General features: G+C 69.2%; 19 protein-coding genes. 8 read left to right on the plus strand and 11 right to left on the minus strand.

Annotated elements, in window-relative coordinates:
• Positions 1–95 precede the first annotated feature (95 nt).
• On the minus strand, positions 96–695 hold the full coding sequence (locus ACIHCQ_RS28640) for a CGNR zinc finger domain-containing protein (RefSeq protein WP_399668341.1): 600 nt from the start codon (positions 693–695) through the stop codon (positions 96–98).
• Positions 696–786: 91 nt separating this feature from the next.
• Here ACIHCQ_RS28640 and ACIHCQ_RS28645 point away from each other — a divergent pair, with 91 nt between their 5' ends.
• Positions 787–1578 (plus strand): MBL fold metallo-hydrolase, encoded by a 792-nt coding sequence (locus tag ACIHCQ_RS28645; RefSeq protein WP_399668344.1) that lies wholly within the window; start codon positions 787–789, stop codon positions 1576–1578.
• Between the two features lie 24 nt (positions 1579–1602).
• Here the strand turns inward: ACIHCQ_RS28645 and ACIHCQ_RS28650 are convergent, their stop codons facing one another.
• A complete protein-coding gene (locus tag ACIHCQ_RS28650; RefSeq protein WP_399668347.1) occupies positions 1603–1806 on the minus strand; it encodes a hypothetical protein in 204 nt (67 codons plus the stop codon).
• Positions 1803–2702, minus strand: coding sequence for a hypothetical protein (locus ACIHCQ_RS28655; protein ID WP_399668350.1), 900 nt, complete (start codon positions 2700–2702; stop codon positions 1803–1805). Before ACIHCQ_RS28655 ends, ACIHCQ_RS28650 begins: the two co-directional genes overlap by 4 nt.
• Before the next feature lie 318 nt (positions 2703–3020).
• Here ACIHCQ_RS28655 and ACIHCQ_RS28660 point away from each other — a divergent pair, with 318 nt between their 5' ends.
• On the plus strand, positions 3021–3656 hold the full coding sequence (locus ACIHCQ_RS28660) for a DUF6461 domain-containing protein (protein ID WP_399668352.1): 636 nt from the start codon (positions 3021–3023) through the stop codon (positions 3654–3656).
• A 119-nt stretch (positions 3657–3775) separates the two neighbouring features.
• On the opposite strand, the gene ACIHCQ_RS28665 is transcribed toward ACIHCQ_RS28660, so the two are convergent.
• Complete coding sequence (locus ACIHCQ_RS28665) at positions 3776–4192, minus strand: VOC family protein (protein WP_399668355.1); 417 nt, start codon at positions 4190–4192, stop codon at positions 3776–3778.
• 176 nt (positions 4193–4368) lie between these two features.
• Between ACIHCQ_RS28665 and ACIHCQ_RS28670 the strand changes: the two genes are divergently transcribed.
• The 6 genes from ACIHCQ_RS28670 to argB all read left to right on the plus strand — a co-directional run bounded on the left by ACIHCQ_RS28670 (position 4369) and on the right by argB (position 8709).
• On the plus strand, positions 4369–5310 hold the full coding sequence (locus ACIHCQ_RS28670) for a phosphotransferase (RefSeq protein ID WP_399668358.1): 942 nt from the start codon (positions 4369–4371) through the stop codon (positions 5308–5310).
• A 68-nt stretch (positions 5311–5378) separates the two neighbouring features.
• On the plus strand, positions 5379–6056 hold the full coding sequence (locus ACIHCQ_RS28675) for a hypothetical protein (RefSeq protein WP_399668361.1): 678 nt from the start codon (positions 5379–5381) through the stop codon (positions 6054–6056).
• Positions 6057–6183: 127 nt separating this feature from the next.
• A complete protein-coding gene (locus ACIHCQ_RS28680; protein WP_399668364.1) occupies positions 6184–6591 on the plus strand; it encodes a hypothetical protein in 408 nt (135 codons plus the stop codon).
• 29 nt (positions 6592–6620) lie between these two features.
• A complete protein-coding gene (locus ACIHCQ_RS28685) occupies positions 6621–7088 on the plus strand; it encodes a MarR family winged helix-turn-helix transcriptional regulator (protein ID WP_399668367.1) in 468 nt (155 codons plus the stop codon).
• Positions 7089–7229: 141 nt separating this feature from the next.
• On the plus strand, positions 7230–7883 hold the full coding sequence (locus ACIHCQ_RS28690) for an isochorismatase family protein (RefSeq protein WP_399668370.1): 654 nt from the start codon (positions 7230–7232) through the stop codon (positions 7881–7883).
• Positions 7884–7938: 55 nt separating this feature from the next.
• A complete protein-coding gene (argB, locus tag ACIHCQ_RS28695) occupies positions 7939–8709 on the plus strand; it encodes an acetylglutamate kinase (protein ID WP_399668716.1) in 771 nt (256 codons plus the stop codon).
• A 20-nt stretch (positions 8710–8729) separates the two neighbouring features.
• On the opposite strand, the gene ACIHCQ_RS28700 is transcribed toward argB, so the two are convergent.
• The 7 genes from ACIHCQ_RS28700 to ACIHCQ_RS28730 all read right to left on the minus strand — a co-directional run bounded on the left by ACIHCQ_RS28700 (position 8730) and on the right by ACIHCQ_RS28730 (position 14864).
• Positions 8730–9263, minus strand: a complete 534-nt coding sequence (locus ACIHCQ_RS28700; protein WP_399668373.1) for a GNAT family N-acetyltransferase — start codon at positions 9261–9263, stop codon at positions 8730–8732.
• A gap of 80 nt (positions 9264–9343) precedes the next feature.
• Positions 9344–9946, minus strand: coding sequence for a 4'-phosphopantetheinyl transferase family protein (locus tag ACIHCQ_RS28705; protein ID WP_399668376.1), 603 nt, complete (start codon positions 9944–9946; stop codon positions 9344–9346).
• A gap of 77 nt (positions 9947–10023) precedes the next feature.
• On the minus strand, positions 10024–10269 hold the full coding sequence (locus ACIHCQ_RS28710; protein ID WP_399668379.1) for a hypothetical protein: 246 nt from the start codon (positions 10267–10269) through the stop codon (positions 10024–10026).
• Positions 10266–11843 (minus strand): amidohydrolase, encoded by a 1578-nt coding sequence (locus ACIHCQ_RS28715; protein WP_399668382.1) that lies wholly within the window; start codon positions 11841–11843, stop codon positions 10266–10268. The genes ACIHCQ_RS28710 and ACIHCQ_RS28715 overlap by 4 nt, the downstream gene beginning before the upstream one ends.
• A gap of 17 nt (positions 11844–11860) precedes the next feature.
• Positions 11861–12700 carry an ABC transporter ATP-binding protein gene (locus ACIHCQ_RS28720; RefSeq protein WP_399668385.1) on the minus strand — a complete coding sequence of 280 codons (840 nt, stop codon included), beginning with the start codon at positions 12698–12700 and terminating at the stop codon, positions 11861–11863.
• Between the two features lie 14 nt (positions 12701–12714).
• On the minus strand, positions 12715–13788 hold the full coding sequence (locus ACIHCQ_RS28725) for a FecCD family ABC transporter permease (protein WP_399668389.1): 1074 nt from the start codon (positions 13786–13788) through the stop codon (positions 12715–12717).
• Positions 13789–13793: 5 nt separating this feature from the next.
• Positions 13794–14864 (minus strand): FecCD family ABC transporter permease, encoded by a 1071-nt coding sequence (locus tag ACIHCQ_RS28730; RefSeq protein WP_399668392.1) that lies wholly within the window; start codon positions 14862–14864, stop codon positions 13794–13796.
• Positions 14865–14915 lie beyond the last annotated feature (51 nt).

Consider the following 14915-nt stretch of genomic DNA (forward strand, 5'->3'; position numbering starts at 1 on the left):
CCCTGAGCGTACCCACCGGGTCCGGTGGGGCCACCTGGCCGGGGTGGGCGAGAGCCGCGTACTGGAACCGGTTCCCCCAACACGCCCGGCGTATCTCAGTCCACTGTGGACTGAGTACGTCGGGCATAGGCGCGGGCGGCGCGGGCGCGGTCGCCGCAGCGGGTGGAGCACCAGTGGCGGCGGCCATGGCGCAGCAGGTAGCGGTTGCACGGGGTGGAGGCGCAGGCTGTGAGGCGTTCGGCGTCGGGGCCGGTGAGCAGGCCGGCGGCGTCGGCGGCGAGGGTCGCCAGGGCGTGTTCGAGGATCTGGGTGATGGGGTGCGAGGCGGCGCGGTACATGCCGCGGGTGGGATCCCAGTGCAGCAGGGAGGCCGCGGGAGCCAGGGTCAGTGCGTCGTTGACCGCGGCAAGAGCGCTCGGCGGGGCGGGGCACCCGTCGACCCGAGAGGCGAGCAGGGCGCGGATCTGTTCGCGCAGCGTCCGCAACTGTGCCGCGCACATCTCCCGCACTCCGGCGTCCGCCGGGGCGAGATCACGTTCGGTGAGCCACTGGTTGGCGGCGGCGGGGGTGCCGAGGAGGTCGAGGAACTGGCCGCCGGGCAGGGCGATGGCGCTGTTGGCGAAGTCGAGGGCGGGGTACTGCTCCGCGCCCGGCGCGGGCGGCAGGGCGGGCTCGGCGGTCGCGGTCTCCTTCATGGCCCTCATGGTACGGCTTGCGCTTATCCGTGAGAACGAACTACCGTCTCTCACGGATAAACCGATCTCCATCCGTGAGGTGCTCTCTTTCATGTCTGCTGCCGGCACGACCAACGACACGATCAACGAGCAGATCCCCGTCCGCGTCCTCGGTGGCCCGACCGCCCTCTTCGAGTACGGCGGTCTGCGCTTCCTGACCGACCCCACCTTCGACGCACCCGGCGACTACCCGGTGCCCGGCGCGGTCCTGACCAAGACGGCACCCTCCTCCATCGACCCGGCGGGCCTCGGCCGCATCGACGTGGTCCTGCTCTCGCACGACGAGCACCCCGACAATCTCGACAACTCCGGCCGGGCCCTGCTCGCCGACGTCCCGCTCACCCTCACCACCCCCGGCGGCGCGGGCCGCCTGGGTGAGGGAGCCAAGGGTCTTGAGGACTGGGAGTCCATCGAGCTGGACCGTCCCGACGGCGGCACGGTGACCGTGACGGGCGTGCCCGCCATCCACGGTCCCGGGACGCGCGAGGAGGTCGAGCCGATCACCGGCCAGGTCGTCGGCTTCGTCCTGACCGGGGAGGGCCTCCCCGCGGTCTACGTCAGCGGCGACAACGCCTCGCTCGACGCGGTCAGGCAGATAGCCGAGCGGTTCGGCCCGATGGACACCGCCGTCCTTTTCGCCGGGGCTCCCCGCTTCCCCATCCTCTTCGACGGCGCGCTGATCGTGCTCGACAGCGCCCAGGCCGCCGAAGCGGCCAAGATCCTCGGCGCACGCAGAGTCGTCCTCGCGCACTGCGACAGCTGGGCCCACTTCACCGAGGGCCGCACCGACCTGGTGGCCGCCTTCACCGCGGCGGGACTGGCCGATCGCCTGCAGCACGCCTGACGCAGCGCATCGGAGCCGAGCGCCTCATCGGCGGATGTTGACCGTCACCTGGGTGCCGCCGGCGACGGCACCGCCGGAGACTCCGACAGCCGCCGCTGCTTCGGCATGGCCGGTGAGCGCCAGGATGACCGCGGCGATGACGGACAGCAGGCCGGTAGCGGCCGTGAGCCATCCGAGAACACGCGTGTGGGTACTGGGTTCTGCGGGGGTGCGGTCGATGGACGTCATTGGCCCACCATCGCGTTGACGGCTTGCTCCAGGGTGAGGCCGTCCGCGTCCTCGGCCCGCTCAAGGAACCCGTAGATCACCGCGAGAGCGACCGTGCCCATCAGGGAACGCTGCTGATCCTGGTCGACGACCCCGGCGCGGGGATCGCCGATGGAACGCAGGATCACGCCATCCGTGGCGGCGGACAGGGCGTCGGCGAGGTCGTCGAGGCCGAGCCCCGGCCGTAGCCGCAGGCCGCGTGCCTGGAGGACATCGGCGTAGACCTGCTTCCAGGAAGAGAGGTATTTCTGGTACGTCTCCGTGAGGGCCCCCTGGACCGCGTCGTCCCCGTCGGCGAGCACCATCAGGGCAAGGCTGAGCCGAACGGAGGGCATGCGGGCGCTCTCAGCGGTGTGCTGGCAGGCCGTTTCATGGACGGCCCGCACGAAGTCCCCTGCCGCCACGAGTCGCTTGGTGTTGACCGCCCTCTGCTCCATATATCCGGGGTGGTAGTTCGCCGGCCACATGGCGAAGTTGATCAGATCGGCAACGAAATCCGACTGCGACCGCCACGTAGTCCGCAACCTCGGGACACCGCCCCGATGGGCAAACGGGGCGGGATTGTCGGCGACTGCCGCCGCGACCGCCCGCTGGGACAGGAAGCCCAGCAGGGGGCGTTCGAGACAGTGCCGATTCCGCGCGGCGGCGGCGTCACGTACCGCGCCGGGACCCAGGTGCTGTTGGATCAGCCGCATGCCCGCGGCCAAATAGCCGGCGGTGCTCAGACTGTTCGCGAGCTTTTTCCGGCCCGCGGCGGTGATCCGGCTGAGGTGACGCAGGACCTGGGACAAATCCTGGTCGTAGGGAAAGGGAAGATGTGTCTTGTGCGAGAGGTACGGCTCGTTGAAGTTGTCCACGCCCTGATGCTCGCGCCACGCCCCCGTCAAGAGCTAGGTGCGCAACCGCGCGAAGTCCCCCTGAGCCGCCGCACATCAGGAAAGCCCCAGCTGACTGCGGCCGCGCTGAGCCGTGACACGGTAGTTGAAACCGACAAGCCGTGGTGACCTGACCGTTCTCAGCGTGCGTGACACGCTTGTTTGGAACCGGCCCGCGCAGGACAGGTCGTACCGCCAGTCCGCCGTGATCACACCGGGTGTCACCGGGCGGACCAGAGCTGGGGGAGGCAATTATCTCCGAGGGCGGGCACTGTCAGTGGCGGCTGCCATGCTGCGTCCATGGCTGACACAACTACCGCCGCCGATTATGTGTGGATCCGGGAGCAAGGCCAGTACGAGGAGTACTGCATCACGCTCGTCCAAGGGCTTACCCCCGAGGAGCTGCTCCAGGCCCTCGGAGTCGAGTTCGGAATGCGGATCACCGGCGTGGACGGACTGATCAAGCCGTCACAGGACGCACTGCTCCACCACCACCGGGAGTTCGCGGGGGCCTCCTCCCTCGGTGGCTGGTCGCTGATGTTCGAGCCCGACGGCTATCTGGGCGCCACGGATGAGGCCATGCTCCCCCTCTCTCGCGGACGCACGGTGGTCTCGAACCACCACGGCATCGCTGGGGCGTGCCGCTTCTGCTGGTACCGCGACGGCGCCATACTCCTGGATTTCGACCAGGCCTGGCCCGACGACCGCGACGGCAGCCACCCGGATGGGCTCCTCACCGAGATGCGGGAATCCGGCTTCGACCTCAGCGGGTCCGACGACCTGGACTGCGGCGAACAGTTCCTCGCCGCCTTCGCCCTCGCCCACCGCGTCACGGGCATACACCTGACGCCGGAGCTCTTCGCGTCCGCAGAGTTCATTGGCGGCCTCGGGCCTCGGCGTCCTTCTTTCTCCTGTCCAGGTCGTGCGGAGCCGTAGCCGGATCACTGCCGGTGACCGTGCCGTGAAAGACGTACGCTCTCTTACCGGCCAGGTCCTGGACCGGGCAGATCACCCCCGCGCGGGACCTGGGTGCCCTTGGCCAAGGCGCTGCCCGCTCAGGCCTTCTGCTCGGTGATATTGACCATCCAGGTAATGCCGAAGCGGTCCGTACACATGCCGAAGACGTCGCCCCACATCTGCTTCTCCAGCGGGACCGAGACCGTGCCGCCCTGGCAGAGTTTGTCCCAGTAGCCACGCAGTTCGCCGGCGTCCTCCCCGCTCACGCTCACTGAGATGTTGTTCCCGGGCTTGTGCTCCATTCCCGGCGGGGTGTCGGCACCCATGAGCGTGAAGCCACTGTCGGTCTCGAGCATGCTGTGCATGATCTTGTCGGCGGCGTCTCCGGCCTCCTTCTGGCCGAAGTCACCGAATGTGTTCACCCTCAGGGTGCCGCCGAAGACTTCCTTGTAAAACTCCATGGCTTGCCGGGCGTCGCCGTCGAAGCTGATGTATGGGTTGAGTCGAGAAGGCACGATGTTGTCCCCTTTCGTGATGAGACGTCAGTTCCGACAGATTAGGCGATGTGCTGCCGCCGATCGGGGCGACTCCCCGGCCATCGAACGTCTCACCGGCTCGCCGAAGCCACAGCGTCTGTGATGGCGCACTGGGAGAACGACAAGGCGCAGTACGACTGAGGGAGCGCGTTGGTATGAGCGAGAACCTGTGGGAGTTCATCAAGAACCGCACTGCTGCCGATGGAGCGGTGTGGCGCTCGGCGGACGGGAAATTCTTCAAACGGACCGGCGGCGCTGAGCTGCGCGAGGAGGCCGCATTCCACCGCCGGATCGCCGAGCTCGGCTACCCCGTGCCCCGCGTCGTGGACGACGGAACCGAGGACGACAAGTCGTACTTCGTCGAGGAATCCATGGGGAACGCTTCGCTGCACGACACCGCCGTCGCCGCCACGGGCGGGCAGAGCGCCGTCCTGGCCGAGGAGGTGGTCAGCGGCGCAGCCGCGATCGCTGCCCGGCTGCTTGTCGCTCAGGCTGCCCATCCGCACCCCGCCTCAGCCGGTGTGCTGCGGGAGTGGCCACGACGGGCCGGGTTCACCGCCAACGTGTTCGCCGAGAATCCCGACCTCGACACCCCGCGCGTACGCGCGCTGACCGGCCGCGTCCTGGACCGGCTGGAGTCGGCCCCGCTGGTATGGGCGCACTACGACTACGGGCTGCCGAACGCATTCCCCGCGGGGATCATCGACTGGCAGCACCACGGCCTGGCCCCGCTCGGGTACGACGTCGTCCCGGCGCTGGACATCATCGCGTTCAAAGGCGGCAGCAAGGGCTACACCGCCGGCCCTGCCCAGCGTTCCCGCTACCTCGCCGCGCTGGACCAGGCGTCCGTCCGTGCCACGGGCCGACCGGTGAGCGAGCACTTGGCGGAGTTTCTGCTCATCAAGTCCCTGTTCTTCCTCGCCCTCATGAAGCCGACCGACCCCGCCCGCACGGACAAACTCATCAAATGGCAGTACCGCCGCCGACTCTTCACGATGGGACTGGATCAGTACGAGCACTCCGAGACCATCGACACCGCCGCCTTCCCCACTCTCACCCAGTTCACCGCCGGTGACCGCATTGCCAGCCGTCCGTGACTACGTATCCCCCGTCGGAGCAGGAGCATTGCTCCTTGGCAGGCAGGCCCATGCGGGAGACTCGTAATGTGCCCCTCACCAGATCACTCGCGACGGCCGATGAAATACGTGCCTATTTCATCGAAGAGCTGAACCCCGCCCTGCGCCGCCCCGGGATGTACGGAAATGAGGGGGCGCTGCGGACGCTGATAGCCCATCTGCTGTTCGTGGAGAACGAGCCCGACGCGTGGACCGAGCAGCAAAGTGCGTTGGAAGACCGCGGGGCTTGGACCAGTACCGGTGTGACGGGCGCGTTCTGGGATCTGATCCCAGGCGGTTCCTACGAGTTCGGCATGGCCTCGGTCTATTCCGAGTTCGCCCACCGTCGCGGCTGGCTCGTACCCGACCGTGTTCTTACGGCTGACAACTACCACGCGCTGCGGGACAGAGCGCGTCCGTGGGCGGGTGAGGACCGCGTGTGGGCCGACGTCACCGCCGAGTTCGGCACCCCATCCATCCTGATCGGAGGCACCAACCCCCGCTACGGCAAGACGCTCGGCTACCTGAGCGAAGACGCGCAGGAACCGATGGTGTTCTTCCATCTGTGGAACGGCAGCGCTCCGGACGCCGAGTCATCGTGGCCACCCGAGCATGAGGAACCCCTCCTGCTTGCCGTGCGCTTCGGAGGCGGGCTCTTCCCTGCAACGTTCACCTTCACTCCCGAGGGACAACGCAGGCGCCCGGACCCCGACGCCCTCTGCCGCTGACAACGGCAGGCGTGCGCCTCGTACAGCTGGGCCAGGTGAGCGGTGCCGTCGTACGGGACGCGCACGACAGCAAGACGCGCGTCCCGTACGAGGAGCGTTGTCAGACCCACCCGGCAGGATGGAGTCCATGACGGACTTCAGCCGCATCCCCGCAGACCAGGACCGACAGATTCCCGCCTGGGCCCCCACCGTCGGGCCCGGCTGGGCCGCCCTGCTCGATCAGCTCCACCGCGACCTCCTGGCCCTCGACGCCGACTACCAGCTCGACTCCTTCAGCACGAGCCTGGGAAGTCTGCGCATCCTTGTCGCCGATCGCTTCGACCAGGACGGCGAGTACGACGGCGACTTCGCGGACAAGGCCTGCGCCCTCACCGACGCGGCACAAGTCGCCTCCGAGCACATCTGCGAACAGTGCGGCGCAAGCGGCAGGCCCCGCTTCCGTGGCGACCAGCACCGCACCTGGATCGTCACCGTCTGCGAGACGTGCCGGACCTACCCGGCAGCCGCTGGTCTCCGCCTTGCCGCCAATGGGTGACGCGTCAACCACTCGCTATACTGATACGTATGACTGAGACATCAAGTTGGCTCACCGCGACGGAGCAGCACGCATGGCGCAGCTTCGTCCGGATGCAGGACAAGCTCACCGGCCGGCTGGCTCGTGAGCTGCAGGCCGAGTCCGGCCTGTCCTCCGCCGACTACGGGGTGCTCGTCCACCTCACCGAAGTGCCCGAGGGCCGGCTGCGCGTCCTGGAGCTCGCCAAGGCGGTGGAATGGGAAAAGAGCCGGATGTCCCACCACATCAACCGCATGGCCAAGCGCGGTCTGGTCGTCCGCGAGGAATGCCCCGAGGACGGCCGGGTGGCGTTCATCGCCATCACTCCCGCCGGCCGTGAGGCCATCGCGACCGCGGCCCCCCGCCACGTCGAAGCAGTCCGCCGCCTGTTCATCGACCCTCTCAGCGCGAAAGAGCTCGACACGCTCGCCCAGATCGCGAACCGCGTCCTCGAAGGGCTGGAGAAGGACCCCGCGTGAGCGGTCGGCGCCCACAGGGGCGCCGACTGCCGACGCGCCGCTTAGGCTAGGCTAAGCTAACTACCCGATCATGGTGCTGAGGCCATACGCCTGTAGGCCTGACTGGGCTGCCATCGACACGCCATCAGGCAGGAGCTCACCGTGGATTTACCGGTCATCCACTCCTATCCCATGCCGCACCACTCCGCGATCCTTCCCTCGCGCGTTCCCTGGACAATCGATCCGGCACGCGCCGCGCTGTTGATCCATGACATGCAGAACCACTTCATCCAGGGCTTTCCGGCGGGACTCTCCCCAGTGGTGGAGCTCGTCGAAAACATCGCCGCCCTGCGCGAACTCGCGGCCACGCTCGGCATGCCGGTCATCTTCAGCGCCGAACCGGCCGCTCAGCTGCCCAGCCAGCGCGGGCTGCTGGCCGACATATGGGGGCCCGGTATCGGCCATGAGGCCGACGGCGCCGCGATCATCCCGGTGCTCGCTCCCCGGCCCGGCGAACATCTGCTGGCCAACGTCCGCCACAACGCCTTCCTCCGCAGCCATCTCGGCAGACTGCTGCGCTCCGCCGGCCGCGACCAGTTGATCGTCTGTGGTGTGTACGCCCATCTCGGCGTCCTGCTGACGGCGGCGGACGCCTTCATGAACGACATCCAGCCCTTCGTCGTCGCCGACGCGGTGGCGGACTTCTCCGCCGAGGAACACACCCTCGCGCTGCGCTGGGCCGCGCGCAGTGGCGTCGTGTCCACCACCGACGGACTGTTGCGCGATCTCCTCATCAGCAGAGCGCGCGGTGCCTGACGCGCTGGGGAAGTTCCGGGGCCGGAGGGTCGTCATCAAGTTCGGCGGCAACGCCATGGTGAACGAGGACCTGAAGCGGACGTTCGCCCAGGATGTGGTGGCGCTGTGGCACGCGGGGCTGCGCCCCGTCGTCGTACACGGTGGCGGTCCGCAGATCAGCGCGCTGCTTGACCGGCTCGCCCTGGAGGTCCGCTTCGAGGCCGGGCTACGGGTGACCACCCCCGAAGTCATGGACGTGGTCCGGATGGTGCTGACCGGCCGGGTCCAGCCGGAGCTGGTCGGACTCATCAACAGCCACGGGCCGTTCGCGGTGGGGATGTCGGGCGAGGACGCGCACACCATGACGGCCGTACGGCGGCCGGCCTGGGTGGACGGTGAGCCGGTGGACATCGGGCAGGTCGGCGACATCGTCGACGTGAACCCGGACACCGTGCACGCCCTGCTGGAGCAGGGCCGTATCCCGGTGGTCTCCCCCGTGGCCCGCGGCACGGACGGGCAGGTCTACAACGTCAACGCCGATCTCGCGGCGGCGGCCATCGCGGTGGCTCTCGGCGCGGAGAAGCTGGTGATGCTCACCGATGTCGAGGGGTTGTACGCCGACTGGCCGCACAGCACCGAGGTGATCGACCGCCTGACGGCGGGTGAGCTGAAGGAGCTGTTGCCGCAGTTGGCGGGCGGGATGCTCCCCAAGATGGAGGCGTGCCTGCGGGCCGTCCAGTCGGGCGTGCCCATGGCACACGTACTGGACGGCCGGGTGCCGCACGCGCTGCGGCTGGGGGTGTTCGGCGGCGCCGGCGAGCACGTCGGCACCACTGTGGTGTCCTGACGGACCGCCGCGACGGACCGCTATACCGAGTGCCAGGCCAGCACCCGCGAATTACGCCGCGGGTCCAGCGAGTTCGCCCAGGCCGCCGGAGCCAGTCCCGCACGGGCCGGCGCGAAACCGTAGCGGAGAAAAAGGCCGCCGCCACCGGTCGTCGCCGTGAACAGGGCGTCCAGCGATTGGGCGGTCGCCCGGTCCAGCGCCGCGCGCAGGAGCTGCGCTCCCACACCGCGGCCCTGCCTGCGCGGCGCGACGCAGAAGTTGTACAGGACGCCCGTGGGCCCGCCGCCGCGGGCCGGGTCGGCGGGGTGTACGCGCAGACCCAGGCAGCCGGCGAGGGCGCCGTCGCAGGCTTCCACGACGAGGAAGTCGGTCGCGTCCGAGGCGTAGCGGGAAAGGGATCGCTCGCGCAGCTCTCCCGAGCGTACGAACGGCCGGGACAGGGCCGCGAGGGCTGTGGCATCCCCGCGGCGCGCCGCCCGTACAGGCAGCAAGGCAGGCAGGGTTGTCGTGGCGCGCGGCAATAGCGTGCCGAGGCGCGAGGCGGCCGTGCTCAAGGGGTTCTCTTTCCTCTGTCCCTACCGATTCACCCAAACGAGGAAAGGTTAGCCTTACCTAAGTCACTTGCCAAATCGCGTCAGGCGGTGCGCAGTGCGCAGGCCGCCGCGTAGCCCGGGGCAACAGAGACATCGGCCAGTGACCAGCCGGTCAGCACCCCCGCATCGGGACCGGCGCCGACGTATGTGATCGAGGGGTCCTCGGCAAGGCCGATGCCAATGCCCTTGAGGTACGCCTCCTTGCGCGCCCAGCAGCGGGCGAACGCGGCCGGCCGGGCGGCGAGAGGCAGGGCGGCCAGCTCGGCTCGCTCCGCCGGGTGCAGCATGTTCGCGACTTCGGCCGCTACGGCAGCGGACGGCTCGCTCTCGACATCGATACCGACCGGGGTGTCCGCGAAGGCGAAGAGGGCGAAATCGCCGGAGTGCGACAGAGAGAAGTGCAGGGGTGCGCCCGCCACGGCCGGACGGCCGTGCGCACCGCCGCACCCCGGGCACGCCTCGCGCATCAGCTCGACAGCTTCCGGGTCCCGGGCCAGATACGCGCCGAGCAGGCGTCGCAGCACCACATGCGCGACGCGGTACCGGTCACGGTCGGCCTCCCGTACGAAGGTCCGGACCCGCCCCCGTTCGTCGCCGTCGAGCAACCACTCGTCGGCGGCGGCCCGCCGTGCGTACTCACTCACGCGTACGGACCACAGGCGGGGCCCCGCCCCGCCTTGCCAGGGCGCCGGCAGTGGATCCGTACCGACCTGCAGTCGTGTCACCAGAGGCCGGAGCCGGAGCCGCCGTGGCCGCAGGGACGGCCCGGATACTCCTCGGTCTCCGGCACTCCTGCCTCGCGCATTCTGCCCACGACCTCGCTCAGGACCGGTTCGTCCACGTCCTCGGGGCAGTTGATCTGCCTGTCGAAGACCATGGTCTCCTCGGCGGTGGTCCAGATGACCCATCGCTGCTCCGAGGATGTCCGCCACAGAGCCGCATAGCGCTCGATGTCGTATGTGCTCATCGTGTCGTCGTCCCTTCGGATTCCCGGCCGTCGACAAACGTCGAGACCACTTCGATGTCGCCGATGCGTGAGGTGCTGACGCGCCGCGGGTCGTCTCCCAGCACCACCAGATCGGCGCGCTTGCCCGGGGTCAGGCTGCCTGCGACGGCGTCCCAGCGGCAGGCGTACGCACCGCCGAGGGTGTACGAGCGCAGGGCCTCATCCACCGTGACACCCTCGTCCGGGCCGATCACCTGGCCCGACTCGGAGGCGCGCTCGACCAGGAACTGGATGGCCCGCAGCGGCGATCCGTCCGTGACGGGCCGGTCGGAGCTGCTGACCAGTGTGATGCCGTGGTCCAGGAACCCCTTGCCCCGGTACAGCCAAGGGGCCCTCTCCTCGCCCATGATCGACGCGTAGTCGTCGCCGAAGTACCGCAGGAAGTTCGGCTGGATCACCGCGATCGCGCCGAGTCGCGCGAGGCGGGGCAGCTGGTCGGGCCGGATCAGGCCCGCGTGCTCGATGCGGTGGCGTGCGTCCGGGCGCGGACGCGTCCGCTGTGCCCGCTCCAGGGCGTCCAGCGCGACGTCGGCGGCGCGGTCACCGATGGCGTGGACGGCGAGCTGCCAGCCGGCGAGGTGGCCGTCCACGATGGTGTCCGTGAGGACGTCCGGGTCGTGCTGTAGCTCCCCGGTGTGGTCCATGCCTACGTACGGGCTGCTCAGCGCGGCGGTGCGGGCCATCATGCCGCCGTCGGTCCAGATCTTGAGCGCGCCTACGGAGAGCCAGTCGTCGCCGAATCCGCTGCGCAGGCCGAGGTCGAGGCCCCGCGGTATGCGGTCGTCTTCGTGCGAGCCGACCGGGTGCAGTGTGTCCGCGGACACCATGAGCTGTACGCGCAGGGGCAGCCGCCCCTGTTCCCTGAGGAGTTGATAGGCCCCGAGCTCGACCGGGCTGTGGCCCAGCAGGCCGACGCCGATGCCCGCTTCGGCGCAGGCCGTCACTCCCTCCGCGAGGCAGATCCGGGCGGCGCGCGCGATCGCGTCCGCCAGCTCTTCCTGGGAGTAGGGCAGCCGGAGCTGCCGTGCGGCCCCCATGGCACCCTCGGCGAGATAGCCGTCCGTGTGCGGGACATGAGCGGGCAGCAGGTCCAGGACGGCGCTGTTGACGACGCAGGCGTGTCCCGAGTCGTGCATCATGAACACCTTGCGGCCGTCGCTGACCTTGTCCAGTTCGGCGGCGGTCAGATGGCGGCCAAGTCCCCGCTGGTCGTAGCCCGCGACGGACACCCAGGAGCCGTGCGGTTTACGGGCGACGGCCTCGGCCACGACACGGAGCACGTCGTCGACCCGGTTGCACGGGGCCACACTCGGGATACTCGCCCGCAGACCCGTCCAGGCCAGATGCACATGGCTGTCGATGAAGCCGGGCAGCACGGTCGCGCCCTGGAGGTCGATCACCTTGCGGGCGGGCAGTGAGGTCACCGCGTCGTCCAGGCCCACGATCCGGCCGTGCCAGATACCGAGGTCGTGGGCGACGGGGTGGTCCGGGTCCATGGTGATGATGTGGGCGTTGGTCAGCCTCGTACAGAGCATGGGCGTCCGTCCCTGGGCTAAGAGGTCGCGTCGCCGGCCATGGCGGGGCGCTTGCGGGCGGCGGGCACCATCAGCGGAGTGCCTGTCTCCGGGTCGTCGATGATCCGGCAGGGCAGGCCGAACACATCCTCGATCAGCTCGGCGGTCATGACCGTCGCCGGGGCGCCTTCCGCGGCGATCGTGCCGCCTGCTCTCATCACCACCAGGTTGGTGGCGTAGCGGCAGGCCTGGTTGAGGTCGTGCAGCACCGCGACGATCGTGTGCCCTTTGCGCTCATGAAGATCCGCGCACAGGTCCAGCACCTCGACCTGGTGGGCGATGTCGAGGAAGGTGGTCGGTTCGTCCAGCAGCAGGATGGACGTCTGCTGTGCCAGCACCATGGACAGCCATACGCGTTGCCGCTGGCCGCCGGAGAGGTCGTCCACGGGCCGGTCGGCGAGGTCCAGTACGCCGGTCTGCCGCATCGCCCCGGCCACGGCTGCCTCGTCCTCCGCGGACCACTGCTTCAGCAACCGCTGGTGCGGATAGCGGCCCCGGGCCACCAGGTCTCCCACCGTGATGCCGCCGGGCGCGGTCGACGACTGCGGGAGCAGGCCGAGCCTGCGCGCGACTTCGCGGGAGCGGTAGGACGCGATGGCGGCACCGTCGAGATAGACCTCTCCCGCCTTGGGCTTGAGCATGCGTGCCAGTGCCTTGAGCAGGGTGGACTTGCCGCAGGCGTTCGGTCCGACGATCACCGTGAACGAGTGGTCGGGTATGACCACGCCGAGGGATGTGGCAACGGTCCGCTGGTCGTAGGACAGTGTCAGATCCTCGGCGCGCAAGCGGGCCGCCGCGGTTTCTGTTGTGCGTGTCATACGTGTTGTGCGTGTCATACGCGGCTCTTTCGCGACTCGGTGATCAGCAGCCAGATGAGATACAGCCCGCCGATGGTGCCGGTGGCCGCACCCACCGGGAGGAGAGTGGGTGCGAAGATCCGCTGCACCGCGAGATCGCTCCCGGCCAGCAGCACGGCGCCCATGAGGGCGGACGGGATCAGTGCGGGGCCGGACGACCGGGTCAGTCTCCGGGCGATCTGTGGGGCCGCCAGTGCGACGAACAGGATCGGGCCGGTCACCGCGGTGGCCAGCGCGGCCAGCGAGACGCTGATGCCGAGCAGGATCAGTCGGCTGCGTGCCACGTCGAGGCCCAGTGCCGTCGCCGTGTCGTCGCCCATTTCGACCATGGACAGCCTGCGGGCGAGGCCGAAGGCGGGAGGGAGCAGGATCGTGACCGCGATGGCGATCGCGTTCGCGTGGTCCCAGCCACGGTTGCCCAGGCTGCCGAGCAGCCACGCCTGGGCCTCCAGTGCCTCCTGCCAGGTCGCCCTGGTGATCAGGTACGAGTTGACGGCGAGCAGCAGGGCGCTCACACCGATCCCGATGACGACGAGGCGGAACCCCAGCAGGCCGCCGCTGAACACCAGCAGGTAGATCGCGGCGGCCGTGGCAAGACCGCCGGCCAGTGCCCCGAAGGCGATCTGGGTCATGCTGCCGTTGACCACGACGATGACGACAAGCGCTCCGGTCGCCGAGCCTGTCGTGAAGCCGATGATGTCGGGGCTGCCGAGCGAGTTGCCGGTCAGGCTCTGCAGGATCGCGCCGCTGACCGCCAGCGCCGCGCCGACGCACAGCGCGGTCACCAGTCGTGGCATACGCAGGGTGTTGACGATGAAGTCGGCGCTTCCCGAGCCCTTGCCGACCAGCGCCTGGAGCACTTCCCCGATCGACAGCTCGAAGTCACCGGTGGTGAGGCTGATCCCCATGACCGTGGCGAGCGTGACCACCAGCGCCACCGTCACAGCCACAGCGCGGCCCTGGATCCGCAGAGACACCCGCCCGCCCTGGAAGCGGACGACACGACCACTGATCACGCGGGTCACGCGGGGTTCCGGGGTGGTGTCCACGGGACTCACAGCATGACCAGCTTTCGTCGGCGGCACAGCGCGATGAACAGAGGTGCGCCCAGAACCGCGGTCACGATGCCTACCTGGAGCTCGCCGGGGGCGCCCAGCACCCGGCCCAGGACGTCCGATCCGATCAGCAGAATCGGCGCGAGCAGCATCGAGTACGCCAGTACCCACCGCTGGTCGGGCCCCACGACGAAACGGGCCACATGCGGCACCGCGAGGCCGACGAATCCGATCGGGCCCACGGCGGCGGTGGCGGCGCCGCACAGCAGCATCACCGCGATGACGCCGAGCACCCGGGTCCGGCCGACGTTGACGCCCAGCGCCCGTCCCACCTGGTCGCCCATGGCCAGCGCGTTCAGCGAGGGGGCCAGACCCAGGGCGATCACGAGACCCACCACGACGAACGGCAGGATGACGTAGACGATGTCGAAGTTCCGGCCGGCGAGGGACCCCACCGTCCAGAACCGGAACTGGTCGAACGCCCGCGGGTTGAGCAGCAGCACCGCCGAGTTGAAGGCGTACAGCACCGCTGTGACCGCCGCACCCGCGACCACCAGCCGGTCGGGGGTGGCAGGAGCTCGTCCGGACGAGCCGATCATATAGACCACCACGGACGCGATCGCCGCACCGAGAAAGGCGAACCACACAAAGCCGAGGGCCGTGCCCACGCCGAGGAACGCGATGGCCAGGACCACTCCGGTCGAGGCGCCCAGGCTCACACCGAGCAGCCCGGGGTCGGCGAGCGGGTTGCGGGTCAGCGCCTGCATCAGCGCGCCCGAGAGCCCCAGCGCCATGCCCACCAGGATGCCGAGCACGGTCCTCGGAATCCGGTACTCGTGGATGATGACCGCGGTCTCCGACCCGTCGTTGTGCCACAGGACGTGCCACGTCGAGGTGAACGGAATGTCCCTGGTGCCCAGCCACACGCCGACCAGGGAGATCAGGATCAGCGCGCCGAGCGCCACCAGGAGGCCCAGGCCACGCAGCGCCGCCGCCGCGAACCGGCGCTTCGGGGGTGCGGCCGTGCCGTCGACACCGCTTTCGGATGTCGCCTGGGTCTCGACGGACAACACGGACTACCCCCGAGCCACAGAGTGCGCTTCACGCAAGGAACATGACGA

It is taken from the genome of Streptomyces sp. NPDC052236 (assembly GCF_044548015.1).
Taxonomy (GTDB): Bacteria; Actinomycetota; Actinomycetes; order Streptomycetales; family Streptomycetaceae; genus Streptomyces.

Excerpts from the sequence above, each read along its gene's own strand:
- ACIHCQ_RS28645 (WP_399668344.1), top strand. The coding sequence starts at position 787 with ATGTCTGCTGCCGGCACGACCAACGACACGATCAACGAGCAGATCCCC.
- ACIHCQ_RS28660 (WP_399668352.1), top strand. The coding sequence starts at position 3,021 with ATGGCTGACACAACTACCGCCGCCGATTATGTGTGGATCCGGGAGCAA.
- ACIHCQ_RS28685 (WP_399668367.1), top strand. The coding sequence starts at position 6,621 with ATGACTGAGACATCAAGTTGGCTCACCGCGACGGAGCAGCACGCATGG.
- ACIHCQ_RS28710 (WP_399668379.1), bottom strand. The coding sequence starts at position 10,269 with ATGAGCACATACGACATCGAGCGCTATGCGGCTCTGTGGCGGACATCC.
- ACIHCQ_RS28720 (WP_399668385.1), bottom strand. The coding sequence starts at position 12,700 with ATGACACGCACAACAGAAACCGCGGCGGCCCGCTTGCGCGCCGAGGAT.
- ACIHCQ_RS28670 (WP_399668358.1), top strand. The coding sequence starts at position 4,369 with ATGAGCGAGAACCTGTGGGAGTTCATCAAGAACCGCACTGCTGCCGAT.
- ACIHCQ_RS28650 (WP_399668347.1), bottom strand. The coding sequence starts at position 1,806 with ATGACGTCCATCGACCGCACCCCCGCAGAACCCAGTACCCACACGCGT.
- ACIHCQ_RS28715 (WP_399668382.1), bottom strand. The coding sequence starts at position 11,843 with ATGCTCTGTACGAGGCTGACCAACGCCCACATCATCACCATGGACCCG.
- ACIHCQ_RS28680 (WP_399668364.1), top strand. The coding sequence starts at position 6,184 with ATGACGGACTTCAGCCGCATCCCCGCAGACCAGGACCGACAGATTCCC.
- argB (WP_399668716.1), top strand. The coding sequence starts at position 7,939 with ATGGTGAACGAGGACCTGAAGCGGACGTTCGCCCAGGATGTGGTGGCG.
- ACIHCQ_RS28640 (WP_399668341.1), bottom strand. The coding sequence starts at position 695 with ATGAAGGAGACCGCGACCGCCGAGCCCGCCCTGCCGCCCGCGCCGGGC.